Below are 22,366 nucleotides of genomic sequence, written 5' to 3'. Positions count from 1 at the left end.
CGGGATCGGTCGGGGACGATCCCGGCCCGCCGGCCCTTTTAGGCCGGCCCGCGCCACCACGTCCCCCAGGTATAGGACTACTCACCGTGACTCCCATGGGCATGGCGGCTCAGCCTGACCTGAGGCGGGTGGTGCGGTCGGGGGGCTCGCGGGTCAATTTGCATCCCCAGGACGCTTTGGCAGCTCAGGGCCTAAGCTCAACCCTTCGACCGATTAGGAGCTTGCGTCGGGATGATCGCAAATTGCAAGTTGCATTACCCGATCGGGTGATCGGCATTCGATGGTGCTGGAAATGATTACCGACTGCAGGCACGCTGTTCGCGGTTTCCGCGATTTCGACAAGATAGCGCCGAGTCCGGGCCGGGACGCGGCCGGCTCGACCTGGCGAGCAAGGTGAGGTGATCTGATGGTCCGTGGTCCCAGCCCGACGGTGCGTCGCAGGCGGCTCGCAGCGGAGCTGCGCCGGCTGCGCGAGACCGCCGAGCTGACCATCGACGAGGTCGGCGAGAAGCTCGAGTGCTCGGCGTCGAAGATCAGCCGTATCGAGACGGGTCACGTGGGGGTTACCCCTCGCGACGTCCGGGACATGCTCGAGGTGTACGGCATCGAGGACGACGAGCGGGAGGCGTTGGTCCAGCTCGCCCGGGAGGCACGCAAGAAGGGTTGGTGGCACGCCTACAGCGAGGTGTTCACCGGTTCCTTCGTCGGTCTGGAGTCGGATGCGTCCACTCTGCACACACACCAGGCGTTGCTGGTTCCTGGCCTGCTGCAGACCGAGGGCTACATCCGCGCGGTGATCCGGGCGACCCGGCCCGACGCCGCCGAGGCCGAAGTGGAGCGTCGGGTTACCGCCCGGCTGACCAGGCAGAAGCTGCTTACCGACACGCACCCGCCGGAATACTGGGCGGTGCTCGACGAAGCCGTGCTGCACCGGACGGTCGGCGGCCGCGACGTCATGCGGGCACAGCTGGAGAATCTGGTGAGCCTCGCCGCGCTGCCGCACGTGACCCTTCAGGTCGTGCCGTTCGAGGCCGGCGCACACGCCGGCATGGACAGCCCGTTCCTCATCCTCGGGTTCCCGGAACAAGCCGATCCCGATGTCGTTTATGTCGAGTACACAACAACTGGTGTCTACTTGGAACAGCCATCGGACGTGCGCCGGTATACGTTGATGTTCGACCATTTGCGCGCGGCGGCCTTGAAACCCGACGATACCGTCGTAATGGTCGAGCAGGCGGCCGGCCGGCTCGTCTAGCACGATTTCGAGAGGAGCAGGGTGTGACCCTTTCTGACCTGACGGCAGCCGAGTGGCGGAAGAGCAGCCGCAGTGGCTCGGGCAACGACTGTGTCGAGCTTGTCGTGGCCAGGATCGGTGCGGCGGTACGTGATTCCAAGAGTCCCGAGACGGGTCATCTCGCCTTCGGGGGCACCGGGTGGAATGCCTTCCTCAGCAACGTGAAGACGGGGCGTCTCGGCGACGCCTGACGTGTTGGTCTTCGCGATCCTTCCCGGTTCTTGACGCCGGCCAGGTGCTCTCCAGACCCTGGAGCACCGGCTGACAAATCCCCGGCCTTACGCGGGCCCTCACCCCGCGGGCCATCCCTTACCCCACCCCTTACCTCTGCGGCACGCCGCGTAAGGGATTCTCCACGCCAGTCGTGCGTGACCTTCCGATGCCCCGCTCCGGGCCTCAGCACGAACCTCGACCTCGTCAACGAGAGAAGCGGACGAGGAGTCGAGATGAACGTCACCCCGGAGATCGTCAGGGCCGAGATGGACCACCGGATCGAGCGGGCTCGCCGCAGCGCCGAGCTCGGACAAGCGCGGGCGTACCGCAGGGCGCGGCGCGCCCTGCTCCGCAACGCGCGCGAGCACCCCGGCTCCGGGCCGGCCGCGACCGTAAATGGAGCACCGCTGGCTGCCTGAGGTGTGCGAACATGCGTGCGTGGCACGCCTCGGATCCGGTATCCCGCTGGTGGCACGCGACCGGGAGATGAGCAGGCTGCGCGCCGCCTTCGACCAGGCCGCCGCGGGCACCCCGGCAGCCGTGCTCATCTCCGGTGACGCCGGCGTCGGCAAGACGCGGCTCACCGAGGAGCTGGCCGCGCTCGCGCGCGCCAAGGACGCGCTGGCGCTGACCGGTCGCTGCCTGGACGCCGGCGAGACCGGCCTGCCGTACCTGCCGTTCGTCGAGGCGATGAGCGAGGTGCCGGACCGGGAGCGGGCGGTGCGCGCACACCCGGCACTCGCCCGGCTGTTGCCGGACGCGGTGCTGCCGAGTGGCGAGCAGGCCGGGGGCGGCCCGCCGGGGGTCGCCGCGGTGGTGGCGGGTGTCGGGGCACGCACGACCGGTCGCGCCGAGCAGGACGTCGGCCAGCTGCAGCTGTTCGACGCCGTGTACGCGCTGCTCACCGACCTCGCCGCGGAGTCGCCCGTCGTGCTGGTGCTGGAGGACCTGCACTGGGCGGACGCCTCGACCCGGCGGCTGCTCGCCTTCCTGGTGTCGCGGCTGCGGGAGCAGCGGCTGCTGATCGTCGCCACCTACCGCAGCGACGACCTGCACCGCCGGCACCCGCTGCGGCCGCTGCTGGCCGAGCTGGTCCGGTTGCCGGCGACCGAGCGGCTGGAGCTCACGCCGTTCGACGAGGCCGACTCGCGCCGGTTCGTCACCGCGCTCGCCGAGGAGCTGCTGCCAGAGGACGCGATGCGCACGGTCGCCGGCCGCTCGGAGGGCAACGCGTTCTTCGCCGAGGAGCTGCTCGCCGCCTACACCGAGGACGGCGAGAGCATGCCCGCGACGCTGGTCGACGTGCTGCTGGCACGCGTCGAGCGGCTGTCCGAGCAGGCCCAGCGGGTGGTGCGGGTGGCGTCGGTGGCGGGCCGGCGCGTGCGCCACGCGACGCTGGCCGAGGTCGCCGAGCTGTCCGACACCGAGCTCGAGGAGGCGCTGCGCGAGGCCGTGCAGCACCACGTGCTCGTGGCCATGCAGGAGGAGCGGTCCGGGATACCGACCGAGGTCTACGCGTTCCGGCACGCGCTACTGCGCGAGGCCGTCTACGGTGACCTGCTGCCGGGGGAGCGGGTGCGGCTGCACAGCGCGTACGCGCGCCGGCTCGCCGGCCCGCACACGCGCCGGGGGATGGCGGCCGCACTCGCGCACCACAGCATGGAGAGCCACCAGCTGCCGCAGGCGCTGGCCGCGTCCATCGCGGCCGCGCAGGAGGCCAAGCAGGCGGGGGCGCCGGCCGAGTCGCTGCACCACCTCGAGCGCGCGCTGAAGTTGTGGGACGCAGTGCCGGACGCCGAGCGGCCGGCGGGTGTCGACGAGGCGTACCTGCTGCGCAAGGCGTCGCTCGTGGCGGGTAGCTCGGGCGAGCCGGAGCGGGCGCTGGCCTTCGCCAAGCACGCGGTGAAGCTCGCCGACAGGTCGGCCGACCCGGAGGTCGCGGCGATGACGCGGCGGCGGCTGGCGTCGGCGCTGTTCGTCGTCGAGGGGCGCGAGGAGGAGGCCCGCGAGGCGATCGAGAAGGCCTGGGAGCTCGTCAAGGATCTTCCGGCGACGTGCGAGAAGGCGTGGGTGCTCGCGGTGTACGCGGGCATCCTGCGCGGCCTGCGCGAGCCGGCCGAGGCCCGCACGTTCGCCGAGCTCGCGGTCCGCGACGCGCGGGCGGCCGGTGAGCCCGGCGTGGAGGCCGACGCGCTGATCACGCTCGGCGCGCTGGACGAGGCCGAGGGCCGCATCGACCAGAGCCGTGAGCGGCTGCGCGAGGCCCAGCGGCTGGCCACGTCCGACGACGCGCCGAACGTGGAGCTGCGGGCCCGGCACTACCTCGGCATGAACTACTACGAGCAGGCCGACCTCGACGAGGCCGTGCAGATCATCGACGCCGGAGTGGAACGCGCGAAGCGCACGGGCCTGACCTGGGGTACGTACGGCTTCGAGCTGCGTGCCATGAAGGTCACCGTCCGGTACGCCCGCGGCGACTGGGACGAGAGCGAGGCCGCCGCCGAACCGCCCGGCCGCCGGGTGTCGAGCACGGTGTCCGCCCGGCTCGCGGCGGTCGGCAGCCACGTGATGATCGGCCGCGGCAGGCTCGCGGAGGCCGCGCGGCTCGCCGCGGACCTGAAGCCCGAGTGGAGCCGGGACTTCCAGATCGGCGCGGCCATGGGCCCGGCGTCGGCGGAGCTGGCGTTCTGGCAGGGCCGCCCCGAGGACGGCGTGGCCGACGTGCGTGAGGCGCTGGACTGGGCCGAACGCGTGGGCGGCGAGTGGATGATGGTCGGCATCCGGCTGGCCGCGCTCGGCGTGGCGCTCTGCGCGGAGCTGGGGGAGCGGGCCGCGCGCCGGCGCGAGGAGGACGGGCGGCGCGCGGCGACCGACGAGGGGGAGCGGCTGGCCGAGCACGCCCGGAACACGGCGCGCTACGGCCGGCCGCGGACCGGCACGCTGGGGCCGGAGGGGAAGGCGTGGCTGGCGCGGGCCGAGGCGGAGTTGTCCCGGCTGCACGGCGAGAGCTCGCCGAAGCTGTGGCAGGCCGCGGTCGACGCGTTCGGCTACGGCGCGGTGTACGAGCAGGCCGTGTGCCGCTGGCGGCTGGGCGAGGCGCTGCTGCGGGCGGACGAGCGGGACGCCGCCGCCGCGGAGCTGCGCGCCGCCGCCGAGGTCGCCGACCGGTTGCGGGCCCGCCCGCTGCTCGACGCGATCCGCCGCCTGGCCCGCCGCGCCCGGGTCTCGCTGGGTGACGGTCCGGCGCCGCGCGAGACGCTCGACCCGTTCACCCCGCGCGAACGGTCCGTGCTGGGCCTCGTCGCGCTGGGCCGGACGAACCGGCAGGTCGGCGAGGAGCTGTATATCAGCGAGAAGACCGTGAGCGTGCACCTGTCGCGGATCATGGCGAAGCTCGGCGCCACCCGCCGGGCCGAGGCCGTCGCCATCGCGTACGACAAGGGCTTGCTCGAGGAGAAGACGCCGTAGGCTTGCGGGCCGTGTCGTGTGACTGCTGGTTGTGTGCCGGGATCGACAGCGCGGGCTCGCGCGAGCGCAACATGGCCTGGCAGGTGCAGGAGCACGGCTGGAGCGTCGTGGCGGTCGCGGCCGAGCACGAGCTGCCCGGCTGGGCGTACTCCGTCGGCATCGCGCACACGTCGGGCGCGCCGGAGGTCTGCATGTTCGGCCTGCGCGGGCGGGACATGCACGTGTGGCTCAACGCGGTGGGCCAGCAGGTCCGCGCGGGCCAGCCGCTGCGGATGGACGAGGAGCGGCTCGGCGTGCTGGACGGGTTTCCCGTGGTGGTCCGGCCGGTGCACCCGTCGTGGTGCGCGGAGCTCTTCGCGCTGGCGCTGGACTTCTACCGCGGGTCGCCGCCGCGGATGGCGCAGCTGATCTGGCCGGACCGGCACGGGGTGTTCCCGTGGCAGCCGGGGGCGGGGCAGCGGTGCCGGTCGCACCAGCCGTGGTTGTGGCTGCCGCGCGACGACCATCCGCCGGGCCCGTGGACGCGGCTCGCCTCGCTGTCGGTATCCCCGTTCCCGGACGCGCCGATCGACGAGCTGGTCCAGGGTTCGCGGCGGGTGATCAGCGGGGAGGCGCCGATCGCGGGGATCGTGCATACCGCCGAGGGGCACTGGCAGTTCCTCGACTCGCGGGGTGCGGAAGACCTCGGCGATCTCGGCATGGTGCACCTGCGGCACCTCGTGGCCGACCACCCGCACATCCGCGACTTCGCGGACCTGCCGCGCGGGCACGCGGCATGGCTGGAGCCGGACGGCAACTGGTCGCGGCGGCCGGTCGCGTGACGGTCGTCGAGCTGAACCGCCGATCCGTTGCCGGCGAAGGTATTCCGGTAGTGCTACTGCACGGGCTGGGTGACACCGCCGCGACATGGGACCGGTTCGCGTCGTCGCTGGGCCGGCCCGCGCACGCGCTCGACCTCCGCGGGCACGGCGGCAGCCCGCGCTGCGCGGAGTACACAGTGGACGCGATGGTCGCCGATGTCCTGGCCGCCACTTCGGAGCTGGGCCCGTTCGACCTCGTCGGCCACTCGATGGGCGGGCAGGTCGCCTCGGTGCTGGCGTGCCGCGCGCCCGGCGTCGTGCGGCGCCTCGTCCTCGAGGACGTACCCGTGCCGCCGCGGTCGGGGCCGGCCCTGCCCGACGACGCCCCGCCGTCGCCGCCGGACGAGCCGTTCGACTTCGACTGGGCGGTCGTGCCGGCCATGCGCCGGGCCGTCCGGGCGACGAATCCTTCGTGGTGGCGAGGGATCTCGCGGCTGGCGGTACCCACGCTGTGGCTGAGCGGCGGGCCGGCGAGCCACCTGTCACCGGCGCGGGTCGCCTCGGCGGTGGCCGCCATGCCGGACGCCACGATGCGGACGATTCCCGTCGGGCACCTGATCCACGAAGCCGCGCCCGCCGAGTTCGCCCGCGTCGTGGTCGCGTTCCTGTCCGCCGACGGCGAACCCGGCACGCCGTAAGCGAACTACGGCTCGGTGCGGCGCTTTCTTCATTAGCTTCGGGTTCATGTTGACGACTCTGGACGACACCATCTACGAGCGCCTCCTGCGGGAGCGGATCATCTACCTGGGGTCCGAAGTAGACGATGCGGTGGCGAACCGGCTCACCGGTCAGCTGCTCCTGCTCGCGGCGGATGATCCGCACAAGGACATCACGTTCTACATCAACTCACCGGGCGGCTCGGTTACCGCCGGGATGGCCATCTACGACACGATGCAGCTGATCGAGCCGGACGTGTCGACGTGGGCGGTCGGCTTCGCCGCGTCGATGGGCCAGTTCCTGCTGTCGTCCGGGACGCCCGGGAAGCGGTACGCCCTGCCGAACGCGAACGTGCTGATGCACCAGCCGTCCGCCGGGATCGGGGGCGTGGCGGCGGACGTGGCCATCCGGGCGTCGGCGTACGCGCGCATGAAGCAGCGGATGGCGGAGCTGACCGCGGAGCAGACGGGTCAGCCGCTGTCCCGCATAACCGAGGACGCGGACCGCGACCGCTGGTTCACCGCGACCGAGGCCCGCGACTACGGCTTCGTGGATCACGTGGTGGCCCGGTTGCCCGTGGCCTGAGCTACTTCGTGTCGGTCTCGTCGGCGAGCTCCGGGGCCGGCGGAGCGGCGGGGAGGTCGCCGAGGCCGGAGGCCCCCGGCTCCGGCCTCGCCTCGGACGCCGTCTCGCTCGCGTCCTGGGTTGCGGCGGCCGACTCCTCGGTGGGCTCCGCCGCCTCCGGTGTGGCTTCGGCGGACTCCTCGGCCGCGGCGTCGGTCGCTTCCGGGCCGGGGGCGGCCGGCGGCTCGGCCGCTTCGGCGACGGCCGACTCCGTCGGTGCTTCCGACGCCGGCTCGGCGGAGACGGCCCATGCCGTGTCGGAGTGGGGCTCCGGCTCGTCGGTGGCCGCCGGGGTAGCCCCCGGGGGAGTCAGCGCACTCGCGATCTCCGCGGCCGCCGGCGGGGCGGGCACGGCCGCTGTCGCCGCGGGCGTGGCGGCCGGTGCGTCCGCGTCGACGGTCGTGCGCTGGGTGATCTCCGCATCGTCCGATGTGGATGGTGCGGCCGTGGTCGGTGCATTCTGGGCCAGGGCGGCCGCCGCGGCGCCCGCACCGGCAGCGGCGGGAGCGGCGGCTGGTGTGTGGACGGCCCCGGTCGGCGCGGCGGCCGGCGGCGTGGTCCCCGCGGGCGCCGTCGGGGCAGCCGTGGCGCTGGGCGGTACGGCCGGAACCCCGCCCGCGGCGGCGACACCGGCCGGCATCCCGCTTGCCGCGCCGGCGGCGACGCCCGCCGGAATGCCGGCCGCGACACCGGCACCCGGAATCACCGGCTGCGCGCCTGTCATCGGGCCCGGGCCGTAAGGCATCGGGAAGCCCATCCGTGGCGTGTTCGGTTCCAGCCGCGCCGTGGGGGCCTGCTGCGCGCAGACGACAGCCACGATGCCGAACAGCACGCCGCCGATGGGCAGGAAGAGCCCCCACTCCGCGGTGAACGTCTGGGTCTCGCCCTCGCTGAGCGGGATCTTGTCCCACACCGCCATGTCCTGGACCGTGAGCATGGCCTGCAACAACACGGTCCCGGTCAGCGTGCCGAGGCCCAGTGCCAGCAGCAGCCGCGCGGCCGGTAGATAGCGGGTGAACGCAAGCACGGCCCCCACGCCGAGCAACAGCGCCGCGAGCACCAGCGCCAGGCCGGCGAACGCGTACGTGGTACCGATCTCGGTGTCCTGCTCCAGGCCCCACCACGTCTGCCGATAAACAACGGAGCCGCCACGGTCGACCTCGTGGATGGTCAGGAACGAACCACCCAGGGCAACACCGGCGGCAACCAGGCCGGCGAGGCCGGCGATCAGGCCCGCCACCGGACGGCGCGGCGGGCGGGCGTATCCCGGCAGTACCTGCGGCGCAGGAGGCGGGAACGGTGGACGCATAGACGGCTGAGTCACGGCACGCATGATGCCAGTGATCACCAGGTCGAGTGCCCGGAAGGGTAGGAAAAGCAGCGTCCCGGCATAACGGGCAAACTGGCCGGTTCATCGGTCAACAGGAAAATCGCGAACAATTGCGAGTGCAAACGTCACGTTCCGCGCTTGACGCCCTCTTTATGCGTAGTGGCGGTTGGCCCGAGCGAGGGCCGGGCCAACCGCTACATACCAATCCCGGCTGCCACCAGCGTCTTCCACTCCGCGAGCAGCGCGGTACGCCGTGCCGAGTCCCCGCCGATCATCGCGTCGAGTGCCAGGCCGCGGATCAGGTTCACGGTCAGCAGCAACATCGTCTGCAGGCGCGCCTCGTCCACCGACGGGCCCGCGATCCGCCGGTAGAACTCCAGCGTCAGGTGGCCCAGCTCGCGATCAACGGGCAGCAGGCTGCGGCGCAGCTCGGCATCCGTCCGCGCGGCGACCCACAGCTCGACCGCCGCCGTCGAGAGCGTCCCCGAGTACGCCCGCCACAACAGGCCGATGCCCTCGTCCAGCCGCTCCGGGCCCGGCGGCAGGTTGGCCGTCGCCGTCATGATCTCCTCGCCGAGGCGCCGGAACAGGTGCTCCAGCGCGCTCGTCATCAGCTCCGCCTTCGTCGTGAAGTGGTGCTGCTGCGCCCCGCGCGACAGGCCGGCCCGCCGGCAGATCTCGTGCACCGTCGTCCGCGCGTAGCCGAGCTCCACCAGGCACGAGATCGTCGCGTCGAGCAACAGCTCCCGGGTCCGCTCGCTGCGCTCGGCCTGGGTGCGGTGGCGCACCGGAGAAGCCATGGCGAGGCCTCCTCAACAGCTTTACGTGCAGACCTGCACGCAGGTACATTCGGCCCAGACTTTACATGCCAGCCGGATTGTTTTTGGAGCCCTCATGCCGCTCACCCAGCGTTCGTCGTGGCTCGACGGCGACAACAAGGCCGACCTCGACAGCTTCCGCGAGCTCGCGCACGCGTTCTGCCAGAAGGAGATCGCGCCGCATCACGAACGCTGGTCGCAGGCCAAGCAGGTCGACCGGGAGCTGTGGCACAAGGCGGGCGACGTCGGGCTGCTGTGCCTGTCGATACCCGAGGAGTACGGCGGGGGCGGCGGCACGTTCGCGCACGAGGCGATCCTGCTGGAGGAGCAGGCCCGCGCCGGCGACGACGCGTGGGGCAACGCCGTGCACAGCGGCATCGTCGCCCACTACCTCAACTCCTGCGGCACCGAGGAGCAGAAGAAGCGCTGGCTGCCCAGGCTCGCCTCCGGCGAGCTCGTCAGCGCCATCGCGATGACCGAGCCGGGCACGGGCTCGGACCTGCAGAACGTGAAGACGAAGGCGATCAGGGACGGCGACCACTACGTCCTCAACGGCGCCAAGACGTTCATCACCAACGGCGCCCAGGCCGGGCTGATCGTCGTCGTCGCCAAGACGGACCCCGGGGAGACCGCCAAGGGCGTCTCGCTCCTGCTGCTGGAGACCGAGGGCGCGGAGGGCTTCCGCCGCGGCCGCGTGCTCGACAAGGTCGGCATGCACGGCCAGGACACCTCCGAGCTGTTCTTCGACGACGTCCGCGTCCCGGCGGAGAACCTGCTCGGCGGCCAGGAGGGCCAGGGCTTCATCCACCTCATGCAGCAGCTGCCGCAGGAGCGGCTGATCATCGCCGTGTCCGCCGTCGCCGCCATGGAGGCCGCGGTCGAGATGACGATCGCCTACACCAAGGAGCGCACCGCCTTCGGCCGGGAGATCTTCAAGTTCCAGAACACGAAGTTCAAGCTCGCCGAGGCGGCCACCGAGGTCAACGTGGCCAAGGCGTTCCTCGACCAGTGCATCGAGCGCCACCTCAAGGCCGAGCTCGACGTCGCCGGCGCGGCCATGGTCAAGTGGTGGACGACCGACCGGCTCTCCCGCGTGGCCGACGAGTGCCTGCAGCTGTTCGGCGGCTACGGCTACATGAACGAGTACCCGATCTCGCGGGCCTGGACGTCCGCTCGAGTGCAGCGGATCTTCGGCGGCACCAACGAGATCATGAAGGAGATCATCTCCCGCACGCTGTAGCGTCGGTACCGGGACCGCTCACGTAAGGGGAGTCGATGGCTGGACCGCTCGCCGGGCTCAAGGTCGTCGAGCTGGCCGGGCTCGCACCCGCGCCGTTCGCGACCACCGTCCTCGCCGATCTCGGCGCCGACGTCGTCCGGGTCGACCGGGCCAGGCCGGGGTTCGACGTGCTGACCTTCCCGCACGACCCGCTGTCGCGCACGCGGCGGTGGATCGGCGTGGACACCAAGGCGCCGGCCGGCCGGGAGATCGTCCTGCGGCTGGTCGACGGCGCCGACGTGCTCATCGAGGGCTTCCGGCCGGGCGTCACCGAGCGGCTCGGCCTCGGGCCGGACGTCTGCCTCGAGCGCAACCCGCGGCTGGTCTACGGCCGGATCACCGGCTGGGGCCAGGACGGCCCGCTCGCCTCGGCGGCCGGGCACGACATCAACTACATCGGCCTCGCCGGGGCGCTCGAGCCGATCGGGCGGGCGGGGGAGCGGCCGGTGCCGCCGCTGAACCTGCTGGGCGACTTCGGCGGCGGGGGCATGCTGCTCGCGATGGGCGTCCTCGCGGCGCTGGTGGAGCGGGCGTCGTCGGGCCGTGGCCAGGTCGTCGACGCGTCGATGGTCGACGGGGCCGCCCTGCTCACGGCCGGCATGCACGGGCTGCGCAACATCGGCCTGTGGCGGGGTGGCCGGGGGCAGAACATGCTCGACGGCGGCGCCCCGTTCTACGACACGTACGAGACCTCCGACGGCCGGTACGTCGCGGTGGGCGCGATCGAGGAGCGCTTCTGGGCCGACCTGCTGAAAGTCCTCGAGGTCGACCCCGGCGCGGTGGCCGGGCGGCTCGACCCGGAGCAGTGGCCGGCCGTCAAGCAGAAGCTCGCCGAGGTGATCCGCACGCGGACGCGCGACGAGTGGGCGGCGCGGGCGGAGGGCACGGACGCCTGCCTGACCGCGGTGCTCACCCCGGAGGAGGCGCGTGAACATCCGCACAACGCGTCTCGAGGTACGTTCGTCGACGTCGACGGCCACGGTCAGCCCGCACCGGCGCCCAAGTTCGGCCGGACCAGGCCCGACACGCCGGAGGCGCCGCACGAGCCGCGTTCGGACACCGCTGAGGTCCTGCTCTCGCTCGGCTTCTCTGCGGAAGATATATACGAACTGCGGGCTGACGGCGTGATTGCCTGACGGTATCTTTCGCGGCATGAGTACCGCCATGTCGCCGGCGCAGATCTTCGTGAACGAAGGCGCCGGCGTCAGCGTGACCGGGACACTGGACGCGTCGACGGTCGCCAGCCTCAACAGAACCGTCAGCGACTTCTTCGAGCTGGAGCAGGCTGCCGGCCTGGAGGTTCTGACGCTGGACCTGAGCACGGTCACCATGTGCGACGAGGCCGCTCTCGCCGCGGTGCGGCATGCGCGGGCCCTGTGCACGGACCACGCCGTGGCACTGCGCGTCATCCCCAGCGCCGCCGTGCGCTACGCGATGCGCCCCCGCGACTGACCGGCGTCAGCCGAAGGAGCCGTGGCGGCCCGCGCCGCCCGCGAAGCGGGACACTCCGTCGGCAGCCTCGGCGAGGACCGACATGCCGTGGGTGAACTCCGTGAGCATCGGGTCCGGGGCGTCCCACTGGGCCAGCGCCGACGCCCGGTCCGAGCGCATGCAGGCCTGCGGGAACTCCGCCAGCTGCGCCGCCAGCTCCTCCGCCGCCGCGCGGGCGTGCCCCTCGGGGACCACCCGGTTCGCCAGGCCGATCGCGAAGGCCTCGTCCGCCTCGACCGGGCGGCCCGTGAGGATCATGTCCATCGCCCGGCTCTGGCCCACCAACCGGGGCAGGCGCACCGTGCCGCCGTCGATCAGCGGGACACCCCACCGCCGGCAGAACACGCCGAACACCGCCGTCGTGTCGGCCACCCGCAGGTCGCACCACAGCGCGAGCTCCAGCCCACCCGCCACCGCATGGCCGCTCACCGCCGCGATCACCGGCTTCGACAGCACCATGCGCGTCGGGCCCATCGGGCCGTCGCCGTCCGCCGCCGTGCGGTTCCCGCGACCGGTACCGACCGCCTTCAGATCCGCGCCCGCGCAGAACGCCGGGCCGACGCCGGTGAGCACCGCGACCGAGGCCGACGGATCCGCGTCGAACTCGCGGAACGCGTCCGCGAGAGCCGCCGCCGTGGCGCCGTCGACCGCGTTGCGGGCTTCCGGGCGATTGATGAGCACGGTCGTGACCGATCCGGCGCGCTCGACACGGACTGTCTCGATCATGGCGTGTCTCCTGGATGAAAGGGTGAACAGGACATAGAGTGCTGGGCTTGGTGCTGCACGCACCGTATTGTGTGACCAGCCATCGGTGTGAAAGTCGCCTCCGGAAGCGGCGATCTGTAGGACCATGGCGCAAGGGGCGCAGGTGTCCGGTGGCATGCCGGCAGTGGGGTAGCGGCGGACGGAGTTTGCTGTGGACGCGAAAAAGATCATGATCTTCGCAGGTGTGGCGCTAGTACTGTTCTACGTCATCACCCAGCCGGCCAACGCCGCCAACGCCGTGCAGAGCCTCCTCGGCTGGCTCGAGGACGGCGCCGAAGCGATCATCACCTTCATGCGGAACCTCTTCGCCTAGACCCAAGACACGCGCGCGCCGCCCGGCCATCGCCCGGCGGCGTTGTCGTATGCGTGTCGACGCATGGGTTACCCGCTGTAACGCAAAGTCGTCGGTTCACGAGACACATTGGACCGTACGGGTGGATTCTCGGTCATACGGCCCAGCTAGCAGGCTTGAGGAGGGATCAGGTCTGGCGAACTGTCGGTGGTGGCCTCTACGGTTCCGGCATCGACTTTCGCGGGCTTGTCCGCAGTTCTCTTGAGGAGGCAGGATGCTCGACGATTCCGGCGTGGACGACCTGGTCCGGCAGTGGACCGAGGACCACACGAAGGCCGCCGAGTCGGACGAGATCAACCGCATCGCGTCGGAGTGGCTCGCGGACGTACCGGTGCAGCCGAGCCCCGGCGTGCCCGGACAGCGCGCCCGCGGGGGCAACTCTGCTTGGGCCGCAGTCGATTCCGTTGATCCCGAGTTCTTCGCGGCCATGCGCGAGCGCCTCCCCGAGGTGCCGGCCGACCTGCTCTCCGCGGCCGCCGGCTGGTGGCAGATGGTGGGCGGTCTGGCGGAGGCCAAGGAGTGGTGGGACGCCGGCATCAGCCCGCTCGACCAGCGCGCGCTGGACTACCGCGCGGCCGGCCTCGCGCCGTCGGATCTGGCCCGCCGGCTCGGCCCGCTGACCGTCCTGCAGCACCTGCGCAAGGGCAGCGCGCCCGCCTGGTGCGTGGCCCGGCTGCAGCGCCAGGCCGAGCGCCGCTCCGCCTAGCGCACCGCTCGAGATCCGGAACTCGTCAGTAACGCCGCCCTGCCCGCGTCGTTGACCTTGTGTGACCGACACCGAGCCTGATCCCGGCAGTACCCGCCCGCACAGACGCGGGCTCGGACTGCTCGTCAGGCTCGGTGTCGTCGTTTCCGTGCTCGCCGTCGCGGGCGGCGGCGTGTTCGCGCTCAAGGCCGTGACGTGGCCGCACGAGCGCCCGCCGGCCGCCGCCGAGGTGCCGGCCGACGAGGTGCCCGCGGCCGACGTCCAGCCCGGCGCCCTCGCGCCCGCGGCGGTCGGCAAGGCCGCGAAACCGCAGGCCAAGCCGCAGCCGAAGCCTGGCGAGGACCCGCTGCGTGCCTGGGCCCGCAGCCTCGCCGGGCCGACCGGCGTGCCCGCCCGCGCGCTCATGGCGTACGGCAACGCGGAGCTCGTCATGTACAGCTCCGACCCCGGCTGCCACATCTCCTGGGCCACGCTCGCCGGCATCGGGCGCATCGAGTCCGACCATGGGCAGTACGGCGGCGCCACGCTCGGCGACGACGGCCGGCCGTCGAAGCCCATCGTCGGCGTGCCGCTCGACGGCTCCTCCGGCGTGCGGGCCGTGTCGGACACGGACGGCGGCCGCTTCGACGGCGACCCGCGCGTCGACCGGGCGGTCGGACCCATGCAGTTCATCCCGTCCACGTGGGCACGCTGGGCCGCGGACGCGAACCTCGACGGCCGCGGCGACCCGCAGCAGATCGACGACGCCGCGCTCGCCGCCGCCCGCTACCTCTGCGCGAACGGTCGCGACCTCGCCCAGCCGGCGGACTGGTGGCAGGCGGTCTTCTCCTACAACAACTCCGTGCCCTACGGCCAGAAGGTCTTCGGCCTCGCCGACGGCTACGCGCGAACGGCCATGGCCCAAACCTGACCGCGCCCGCGCGGCGGATGCCTGCAAAGACGCCTTCCTGGCATTGCGGCGGGGCTTCGGCGCGTGGGAATCCCACTGTTGCGTTTCCGGCTGCGATGCTCGTGAGATCGGCGGCCGGAGGTATCGACGGTGGCGTTGTTGGGCCCGACACATCAGCGAATGCGGGTGGCGCGTCGGATCAGGGGCATGCGCGTCCAGGCGGGATTGACGCTGGCGGAGGCCGCGACCAAGCTCGACAAGACGAAGAGCGCCCTGAGCGGCCTCGAGACCGGCCAGTCCAGAGTGGACGTTCATGTCGCCCGTTCGATGATGGACCTCTACGATCGGTACGACCCGGACCTCCTCGACCTCGTCCGGCAGTCGAGGTCCGCGGGCTGGTGGGTCCAGTACCTCTCACCGCGATACCGCGACCGCGGCTTCACCGGCCTCGCGGCCGATGCCTCGGCCAAGATCGAGCTGTGCCTGGTCCTCATACCCGGGTTGCTCCAGACCGAGGCGTACGCGCGGGCCATCTTCGACGGACGTCTACATCCGTGGACAGCACAGGAGCTGGCGAACAACGTGGCGCTCCGGATGGCCCGGCAACGCAGGCTCACCGACCCTGAGCATCCGATCGACCTCGTAGCGCTCATCGATGAGTCGGCCCTGCACAAGAACGTCGGCGGTATGGAGGTGATGCACGACCAGCTCCGGCACCTCGTCAAGAGCGCCGAACTTCCCGCGGTCACCATTCAGGTGCTGCCGAACTCGCTGGGCACCCGTGTCGGCATGAACGGCGCCCTCGTCGTGCTGAGCTATCCGGACGCGGACGACCCCGATGTCCTGTACACGGAGACCATCACGGGTTCGATGCATGTCGACGACATCGAGGTCGTCGCGGAGGCAAGGGCTGTGCTTGCCCGGCTACGGTCGGCCGCCCTGAGCCCGGACGAGTCGATCTCGTTCATCGAGGCGATCGCGGATCGTATGTAACCGTGGTGCGGGGTGCTGCCTGGCGGGAGGCGCTCAGGCGCTGGTGTTAGCGTCGGTACCGTGAACGGCCGGCTGTTGGCGCGAAGGACGGGGATCGTCGCGCTGTGCGTGTTGTCGCTGGTCGTGTGCGTCGGGCTGGCGTGGTGGCAGTGGCAGCGCTTCGAGTCGGCCAGCGGCACCTGGCAGAACTTCGGCTACGTGCTGCAGTGGCCGCTCTTCGGGTTGTTCCCCGCGTTCATGTTCTGGCGCCTGCGCACGCTGCGTGCCCGCCACGGGGAGAGCGCCCCGGCGGCACCGCGCCTGACGCCGGAGCCGGCACCGCCGCCGCAACCACCGCCCCGACCGCGGCCGCGAGCGGTGGCCGAGCCCGCCGCCGAGGACGATCCCGAGCTGGCCGCGTACAACCGCTACCTCGCCGAGCTCAACGCCCGGCACCAGGAGAGGCAGTCATGAGTGAGCAACCGCTGACCGACGAGGAGCACCCGGCCCAGGCCGCGAGTGCCGGTGGCGTCCGCGGGGCGCTCGCGCGGTACCGGGTCATGGCCTACATCGTCGGCGTCGGGCTGCTCGCGCTCTGCGCGGCGATGGTGCTGAAGTACGCCTTCGCGGAGGACCGGTACGTCGCGATCGTCGGGCCCGTGCACGGCTTCCTGTACATCGTCTACCTGCTCACGGTGGTCGACCTCGCGCTCAAGGCGCGCTGGTCGCTCAAGGGCACGGTGCTCGTCATGCTCGCGGGCGTGGTGCCGCTCGTGTCGTTCTTCGTGGAGCGCCGGGTGACCGCCAGGGTTCGCGGGGGCAGCGCGCTCTAGGCGGCCACCCGGCACGTCAGGAACCGATCCCGGTCAGCGAGCGGACCTCGTCTCCGCCGGCGAGGATCGACGTCGGCGCGTCCGGGACCACCGGCGAGACGAATACGAGTCCCAGGCACGAGCCGTGCCCCGCCGTACGTGCCCCAGCGCGTGCCGCGCGGGTCGAGCCGGTCGCGTGCGCACCGCACGTAGGCGTACGAGCAGCACGTGGTCAGGTACCAGAGGAAGAACAGCCGTTGCCGGGAAGACGAAGCGCGGAAGCGGCGCCGGAGAACGCGCGGCAATCGGGGAGTGAACTCGCTGAGTCATATGTTCCTCCGCTGAAGATGGGCGGCGAACTCCTAATTCCACGGTGTTCGCAATCAGGTTCGCCAGTGGAGTTGGCGTCTCGTAATCGCGGCCGCCGGCCACGGATGCCGGGACGGGACTATACGACGGCGATCCGGGTGTTCGTCAAACCTGGTGAGTAGTTCGGTGTTACGCCGGCGAGCGAACTTCTTGTAGACATTCACACCTATCGGTGAATCCCTGAGCCACGTTGCGTTGCGACGGTCGCGGGCCGGCGGTTCAAGGTCACCGATCGTGGCGCGCGGACGGGCGACGAGCGTGCGCCTTGCCAGGCACGGCAACGGTTCCCCGGCGCGGCCGCGGTGCCCACTTTCCGCAGTTGAGCTACCCCGGCCGGGCCGAACGGGCCGGCCGGGGCGGCCGAGGCGGTGGGGCAACCAGCTCGTTCGCGACTCCGTCAATCGCCCGAGCCGGGAGACGATTACACGATCGGGTTATTCAGCAGGTGTCGTTCAGACACAAAGTAGTACGGCCATGATCAACTGCGCCCGGATTGGGGTTCGGGCGGCCCATTCGATCGCCTTTGTGGTTGTCCGCCCAGGTCAGCGGGCATTTAGCGGAACACTTTCGTATACCGTTGATTCCTGTACGATCGTTCCTCAGTTCCCGCCGTCGCGGATGTGTCTGGGGCATGAAGCGACGCGCTCGGCTCGAATCACCATTCCTCATTCTGAAATTGAGGCTGCTGTCTTGACAGACAACGTGACAAGCACCGGGCAGCCGGGCCGCCTGGCGGCACTGTGGAGCGTGCTCGCCAACTGGCGCGACTGGAACCTGCCGATCAAGCTCGCCGCCGTCACGCTGGTGCCGGTCGTCTTCGCCATCGTGCTCGGCGCCATGCAGATCAGCGACCAGATCGACGAGGCGGCCGCCTACCGGAGGGTCGACCGGCTCGTCGCCGTCAACTCCGAGCTGCGCACGCTGATCCAGTCGCTGCAGCGGGAGCGGACCACCGGCGTGGTCCTGATCGCCGCCGGCGCCGCCGACATCGAGCCGGAGACCGCCGGCGAGCGCGCCGCCTCGGACGCCGCCCGCGCGGGCTTCCTCCGCGCCGCCGGCCGCGTCACGCTCGACGAGGAGGTCACCGCCGCCGCATACGACGACGCGGACCGGTTGCTGAAGGAGCTGCCCGGCATCCGCGAGCAGGTGCTCGCCCGCAGTATCGACCCGTCGACCGCGCTCCGCCGCTACACCGGCGTCATCGACGCGCTGCTGCGCTTCGACCGGACGATGGCCGCGGAGGCACTCGACCCGCGGCTCGCCGCGACGTCCTCCGCGCTGTACGAGCTCGAGGTCGTCCGCGAGCAGGTCGCCTTCCAGCACGCGCTCATCGGCGCCGGCATCGTGCGCGGCGGGCTCGCGGGGCCCGACCTCGAGGCGTTGCGCAACTCCGCGCGCCGCCTCGCCGACAGCACCACCGACTTCTACACGGTCGCCGGCCCCGAGCGCCGGCACGCGTACGACGACGAAGTGAGCGGCACCGGGATCGCCGGCCGGAACAACGTGGTGAGCAACGTGCTCGCGACCCGTCCCGGCGTCGACATCCCGGCGAACGCCCCGGAGTGGAACGACGCCTCGAAGCTGACCGAGGACCGGATCGGCGACGCCTCGTCTTCGCTCGGCCGCCAGTTGCGCGACCGGTCCGCCACCCTGCAGGACGAGGCGAGCGACGGTGCCGGGCTCGCCGCGGTGATCCTGCTGGTCGCGCTGGTCGTCGCGATCGTGGTGATGTTCGTCGTGGGACGGCACCTGCTGAGCTCGCTGTCCGCGCTGCGACGCAGCGCCCTCGAGGTGGCCGAGCACCGGCTACCGGATGCGGTCGCGAGGATCCGGGACCGGGGCGACGATGCCGGGCCTATCGCGGTCGAGCCGGTGCCGGTCACCTCGATGGACGAGGTCGGCCAGGTGGCCCGCGCGTTCGACGCGGTGCAGCGCCAGGCGCTGCGGCTCGCCACCGAGCAGGCCGGCCTGCGGGCGAAGTACTCGAGCGTGTTCGTCAACCTCTCCCGCCGCAGCCAGGGCCTGGTGCAGCGCCAGCTGCAGCTGCTGGAACGGCTGGAGCGCGACGAGGAGGACGCCGACCAGCTCGCCACGCTCTTCCAGCTGGACCACCTGGCGACCCGGATGCGGCGCAACAACGAGAACCTGATGGTGCTGTCCGGCAGCGACGTCGGCCGGCGCAACCAGAAACCCGCGAGCCTCGCCGACCTGCTCCGTGCGGCCGTGTCGGAGATCGAGCAGTACCAGCGGGTCGTCATGCTGCCGCCGCCGAGCGTGCGGATCGTCGGCTACGCGGTCGGCGACATCGTCCGGCTCACCGCGGAGCTGCTCGACAACGCGACCGCGTTCTCCGCGCCGGACACGCAGGTGACGATCGCCAGCCACTTGTTCGAGGACGGCTCGGTGTGCGTCGCGGTGCTCGACGAGGGCATCGGGATGGGTCAGGCGGAGCTCGACGAGGCGAACGACAAGCTCGTCGACTCCGGGTCGATCGACGTGTCGACGTCGCGCCGGATGGGCCTGTTCGTGATCGGCCGGCTCGCCGGCCGGCACGGCATCGAGGTCCGGCTGGGTGGCGGGCACGACGTCACCGGCGTGCGGGCCACCGTGACGGTCCCGGCCGACCTCGCCACCCCGGTCGGGACCGAGACGATCTCGCCGGCCAAGCGGGCGGACACGAGCACGCTCTCGGCCGACGGGACGCCGAAGGTCAACGGCCACACCAGCGGGCACGCCGACGGTTCCCCGGTCAACGGCACCAACGGCCTCCCGTCCGGGTTCGAGCCGGCACCGCTGCCGCGCCGCAAGCCGGACGTGGACAACGCCGCCGACGAGCCGGAGCACGAACCGGAGCACGAAGCCGAGCCCGAGCCGGCCGCGGAGTCTACTTCGGGGTCTACTTCGGACTCGAAGGCGGCCGCGCCCGAGGACGAGCTCGGCCCGCTGCCCCGGCGCACTCCCGGCGCGCGCATGCCCGGTCCCGCGGCGGGTTCGCCCGGGAAGCCGTTCACGCGGCCGGGCCGCGAGGTCTCGCCGGCGACCGGGCTGTTCAAGCCGGCGTCGCGCGACACCCAGAACACCGGCTGGTGGACCACCACAGGATCGGGCCGGCCGGTCGATCCGTGGGCGCTCGAGGAGACGACGCCGATCTTCGACGCGATGGTCTCGGCCTGGTTCCGGACGATCTCGGACAAGCCCGCTTCGCGGAAGGCCGGGGCGAACGGCTCGCCCCCCTCCCCGGAGCAGGATCCGGATTCCGCCCCGGACACCGCGGCGAACGCCGCGCCGGGACCCGGCGAGCAGCCGCGGCCGGACGGCGGCTGGCGGTTCGCCGCGGACTCCGGCTTCGACGTGGCGCGTTCGGTGTCGCGGGCCGAGCCGGAGGCCTTCACCGAGCACGGCCTGCCCCGGCGCAGTGCCGGCCGGCGCCTGGTGCCCGGCAGCGCGGGCGACGCGACGACCGGGCCGCCCCGGCCCGGGCGGGGCGCCGAGGAGATGCGCGAGCGGCTGAGCGACTACCGCCACGGTGTGCGCCGGGCGCGGGACCGCCGGGAGGGCCGCGCCGGCGGCGACGAACCCGATCCCGCCGCGCCGCCGGTGGCCCAGCCCCGGAACCCGGGCGAGGTCGACCTGACCGGCGCCGGCTGGCGGTTCGCGGCGGACATCGGGTGGTGCGCGGCGAACAGCGTGTCCACGTCCACGCCGGTGGACTTCACCTCCGGCGGCCTGCCCCGGCGCAGCGCCGGACAGCACCTGGTGCCGGGCGGCGTGGCCCCGGCCGGCGGCGGTCCGCTCCGGCTGGACCGGGCCGAGGAGTTGCGTGGCCGGCTCGGCAGCTTCCAGCAGGGGCTGTCGCGCGGGCGGCGCAACCTCGCCGAACGAGGAACAGCGAACGGTCACCCCGAGAACGAGCAACAGGAGAGTGAATGAACCCGCACACCCAACCGAACCAGTTCGGGTGGTTGGTCAACGACTTCGCCGAGCGGGTCCCCGGAGTAGCGCATGCCGTCGTCGTGTCGGCCGACGGTCTCCTGCTCACCTCGTCGGCCAGGTTGCCGGCGGACCGGGCGGACCAGCTCGCGGCCGTCGCGTCCGGACTCGTGAGCCTCACCCACGGCGCCGCGCGGTGCTTCGAGGCCGGGGCCGTCAAGGAGACGATCGTCGAGATGCAGGGTGGGGTCATGCTGCTGATGGCCATCGGCGACGGGTCCTGCCTCGCCGTCCTCGCCGCTCCGATCTGTGACATCGGTCAGGTGGCGTACGAGATGACGCTGCTGGTCGACCGCGTCGGGCAGATCCTGACTCCGGAGCTTCGAGCCCAGCTCCAGGGCGCCGGCGGGAGGATGGTTGGGCAGCCGGCGTGACCGGCTTCTTCGGCCCACCGCCCGACGGGGCGGCCGCCGGTCCGGGGCAGACGTTCGCCGACGTGGTCGACGAGCTGACGCTCGGCGGCGGGCGGCACAAGCGAAGGAAACGACTCCACCCGTCCCTGACGTCCACAATGGAGCAAACCGGACCCGTGTCCAGTCAGGAGATCGTGCCGCACGCCGGCCGGCCGGCACCACCCAGCCCGGTCCCCCGGCCGTACCCGAGACCGGTGCCCCGGCCCGAGACGCACCTGGACGCGGTGGAGGCCGAGCTCGCGGACGCGGCCGACGCCGCGATCGTGCGCCCGTACGCGTGGACCCGCGGCCGCACCAGGGCGACGATGGACCTGCGGATCGAGGCCCTCGTCACCACCAGCGAGCTCGGTGCGGACATCGAGGCGCTGACGCAGACCGAGCACCGCTGCGTCGCGGAGCTGTGCGGCGAGCCCCGATCGGTCGCCGAGGTCGCCACCCTGCTGCACGTGCCGCTCGGCGTGGCCAAGGTGCTGCTGGGCGACATGGCCAACCTCGGCCTCGTCATCGTGCACAAGACCGCTACCGGTGGCGCCAACAAGGCCCACCTCGTGTTGATGGAAAGGGTTCTGAGTGGACTCCGTCGGCTTTGAGGCCCCGGCCGAGCGCCCGGCCGCGTCGATGACATCGGTGAAGATCGTCGTCGGCGGCGGGTTCGGCGCGGGCAAGACCACGTTCGTCGGCTCGGTCTCCGAGATCATGCCGCTGACCACCGAGGCGGTGATGACCGAGGCGAGCGCGGGCATCGACAACCTGGAGGCGACCCCGCACAAGCAGACGACCACGGTCGCGATGGACTTCGGCCGGGTCTCGCTGGACTCCGACCTCGTGCTGTACCTGTTCGGCACGCCCGGACAGGAGCGGTTCTGGTTCATGTGGGACGACCTCGTCCGCGGCGCGATCGGCGCGGTCGTGCTGACCGACACCCGGCGGCTCGCGGACTCGTTCTCGCCCATCGACTTCTTCGAGGACCGCGGGCTGCCGTACGTGGTCGGCCTGAACTGCTTCGACGGCAAGCAGAGCCACGGCATCGAGGAGGTCCGCGACGCGCTCGCGGTGCCCGAGAC

General features: G+C 71.8%; 23 protein-coding genes. 20 read left to right on the top strand and 3 right to left on the bottom strand.

All coding sequences use genetic code 11. The features are described 5' to 3' along the window. The first annotated feature begins 406 nt into the window (after positions 1-406). The 7 genes from VH969_RS00990 to VH969_RS00960 all read left to right on the top strand — a co-directional run bounded on the left by VH969_RS00990 (position 407) and on the right by VH969_RS00960 (position 7,077). A complete protein-coding gene (locus tag VH969_RS00990) occupies positions 407-1,255 on the top strand; it encodes a helix-turn-helix domain-containing protein (RefSeq protein ID WP_331968748.1) in 849 nt (282 codons plus the stop codon). Between the two features lie 23 nt (positions 1,256-1,278). Then, a complete protein-coding gene (locus tag VH969_RS00985) occupies positions 1,279-1,485 on the top strand; it encodes a DUF397 domain-containing protein (protein ID WP_331968745.1) in 207 nt (68 codons plus the stop codon). A gap of 255 nt (positions 1,486-1,740) precedes the next feature. Beyond that, complete coding sequence (locus VH969_RS00980; RefSeq protein WP_331968743.1) at positions 1,741-1,926, top strand: hypothetical protein; 186 nt, start codon at positions 1,741-1,743, stop codon at positions 1,924-1,926. Next, a complete protein-coding gene (locus VH969_RS00975) occupies positions 1,904-4,975 on the top strand; it encodes a helix-turn-helix transcriptional regulator (RefSeq protein WP_414638408.1) in 3,072 nt (1,023 codons plus the stop codon). The genes VH969_RS00980 and VH969_RS00975 overlap by 23 nt, the downstream gene beginning before the upstream one ends. Before the next feature lie 11 nt (positions 4,976-4,986). Then, positions 4,987-5,796 carry a DUF4262 domain-containing protein gene (locus tag VH969_RS00970; protein ID WP_331968738.1) on the top strand — a complete coding sequence of 270 codons (810 nt, stop codon included), beginning with the start codon at positions 4,987-4,989 and terminating at the stop codon, positions 5,794-5,796. A gap of 50 nt (positions 5,797-5,846) precedes the next feature. Next, a complete protein-coding gene (locus VH969_RS00965; RefSeq protein ID WP_331968736.1) occupies positions 5,847-6,473 on the top strand; it encodes an alpha/beta fold hydrolase in 627 nt (208 codons plus the stop codon). 46 nt (positions 6,474-6,519) lie between these two features. Continuing rightward, on the top strand, positions 6,520-7,077 hold the full coding sequence (locus VH969_RS00960; RefSeq protein WP_331968734.1) for an ATP-dependent Clp protease proteolytic subunit: 558 nt from the start codon (positions 6,520-6,522) through the stop codon (positions 7,075-7,077). Position 7,078: 1 nt separating this feature from the next. On the opposite strand, the gene VH969_RS00955 is transcribed toward VH969_RS00960, so the two are convergent. After that, positions 7,079-8,440, bottom strand: coding sequence for a hypothetical protein (locus VH969_RS00955; protein WP_331968732.1), 1,362 nt, complete (start codon positions 8,438-8,440; stop codon positions 7,079-7,081). 200 nt (positions 8,441-8,640) lie between these two features. Next, entirely contained in the window at positions 8,641-9,246 is a 606-nt protein-coding gene (locus VH969_RS00950) for a TetR/AcrR family transcriptional regulator (RefSeq protein WP_331968730.1), read from the bottom strand. Positions 9,247-9,340: 94 nt separating this feature from the next. Here VH969_RS00950 and VH969_RS00945 point away from each other — a divergent pair, with 94 nt between their 5' ends. The 3 genes from VH969_RS00945 to VH969_RS00935 are packed head-to-tail and all read left to right on the top strand — an operon-like array spanning position 9,341 to position 11,995. Beyond that, positions 9,341-10,504, top strand: coding sequence for an acyl-CoA dehydrogenase family protein (locus VH969_RS00945; RefSeq protein WP_331968727.1), 1,164 nt, complete (start codon positions 9,341-9,343; stop codon positions 10,502-10,504). 35 nt (positions 10,505-10,539) lie between these two features. Then, a complete protein-coding gene (locus VH969_RS00940; protein ID WP_331968724.1) occupies positions 10,540-11,679 on the top strand; it encodes a CaiB/BaiF CoA transferase family protein in 1,140 nt (379 codons plus the stop codon). Between the two features lie 16 nt (positions 11,680-11,695). Beyond that, a complete protein-coding gene (locus VH969_RS00935; RefSeq protein ID WP_331968721.1) occupies positions 11,696-11,995 on the top strand; it encodes an STAS domain-containing protein in 300 nt (99 codons plus the stop codon). 6 nt (positions 11,996-12,001) lie between these two features. Here VH969_RS00935 and VH969_RS00930 read toward each other — a convergent pair whose 3' ends face one another. Next, positions 12,002-12,760: a crotonase/enoyl-CoA hydratase family protein gene (locus VH969_RS00930; RefSeq protein WP_331968718.1), complete on the bottom strand. Its 759-nt coding sequence runs from the start codon at positions 12,758-12,760 to the stop codon at positions 12,002-12,004. 190 nt (positions 12,761-12,950) lie between these two features. Between VH969_RS00930 and VH969_RS00925 the strand changes: the two genes are divergently transcribed. From VH969_RS00925 to VH969_RS00880, 10 genes are all read left to right on the top strand, one after another. Continuing rightward, a complete protein-coding gene (locus VH969_RS00925) occupies positions 12,951-13,112 on the top strand; it encodes a hypothetical protein (RefSeq protein WP_331968751.1) in 162 nt (53 codons plus the stop codon). Positions 13,113-13,365: 253 nt separating this feature from the next. Next, positions 13,366-13,857: a helix-turn-helix transcriptional regulator gene (locus VH969_RS00920; RefSeq protein ID WP_331968715.1), complete on the top strand. Its 492-nt coding sequence runs from the start codon at positions 13,366-13,368 to the stop codon at positions 13,855-13,857. A 61-nt stretch (positions 13,858-13,918) separates the two neighbouring features. Then, positions 13,919-14,767, top strand: a complete 849-nt coding sequence (locus tag VH969_RS00915; protein ID WP_331968711.1) for a lytic transglycosylase domain-containing protein — start codon at positions 13,919-13,921, stop codon at positions 14,765-14,767. 159 nt (positions 14,768-14,926) lie between these two features. Beyond that, a complete protein-coding gene (locus VH969_RS00910) occupies positions 14,927-15,739 on the top strand; it encodes a helix-turn-helix domain-containing protein (RefSeq protein WP_331968708.1) in 813 nt (270 codons plus the stop codon). A gap of 60 nt (positions 15,740-15,799) precedes the next feature. Beyond that, on the top strand, positions 15,800-16,192 hold the full coding sequence (locus VH969_RS00905; RefSeq protein WP_331968705.1) for a hypothetical protein: 393 nt from the start codon (positions 15,800-15,802) through the stop codon (positions 16,190-16,192). Beyond that, a complete protein-coding gene (locus VH969_RS00900) occupies positions 16,189-16,551 on the top strand; it encodes a DUF3817 domain-containing protein (protein ID WP_331968702.1) in 363 nt (120 codons plus the stop codon). The genes VH969_RS00905 and VH969_RS00900 overlap by 4 nt, the downstream gene beginning before the upstream one ends. Before the next feature lie 1,038 nt (positions 16,552-17,589). Further along, on the top strand, positions 17,590-20,829 hold the full coding sequence (locus tag VH969_RS00895) for a sensor histidine kinase (protein WP_331968699.1): 3,240 nt from the start codon (positions 17,590-17,592) through the stop codon (positions 20,827-20,829). Continuing rightward, positions 20,826-21,263: a roadblock/LC7 domain-containing protein gene (locus tag VH969_RS00890; RefSeq protein WP_331968696.1), complete on the top strand. Its 438-nt coding sequence runs from the start codon at positions 20,826-20,828 to the stop codon at positions 21,261-21,263. Before VH969_RS00895 ends, VH969_RS00890 begins: the two co-directional genes overlap by 4 nt. Next, positions 21,260-21,892, top strand: coding sequence for a DUF742 domain-containing protein (locus tag VH969_RS00885; RefSeq protein ID WP_331968693.1), 633 nt, complete (start codon positions 21,260-21,262; stop codon positions 21,890-21,892). The genes VH969_RS00890 and VH969_RS00885 overlap by 4 nt, the downstream gene beginning before the upstream one ends. Further along, positions 21,873-22,366, top strand: a 494-nt coding sequence (locus VH969_RS00880) for a GTP-binding protein (protein ID WP_331968690.1), incomplete at its 3' end; no start/stop codon positions are given. The genes VH969_RS00885 and VH969_RS00880, both read left to right, overlap by 20 nt.

The organism is Actinophytocola sp. (assembly GCF_036555685.1).
GTDB lineage: Bacteria > Actinomycetota > Actinomycetes > Mycobacteriales > Pseudonocardiaceae > Actinophytocola.
Note: the sequence above shows the minus strand (reverse complement) of the source record. Positions and strands in the feature narration are given on the sequence as shown.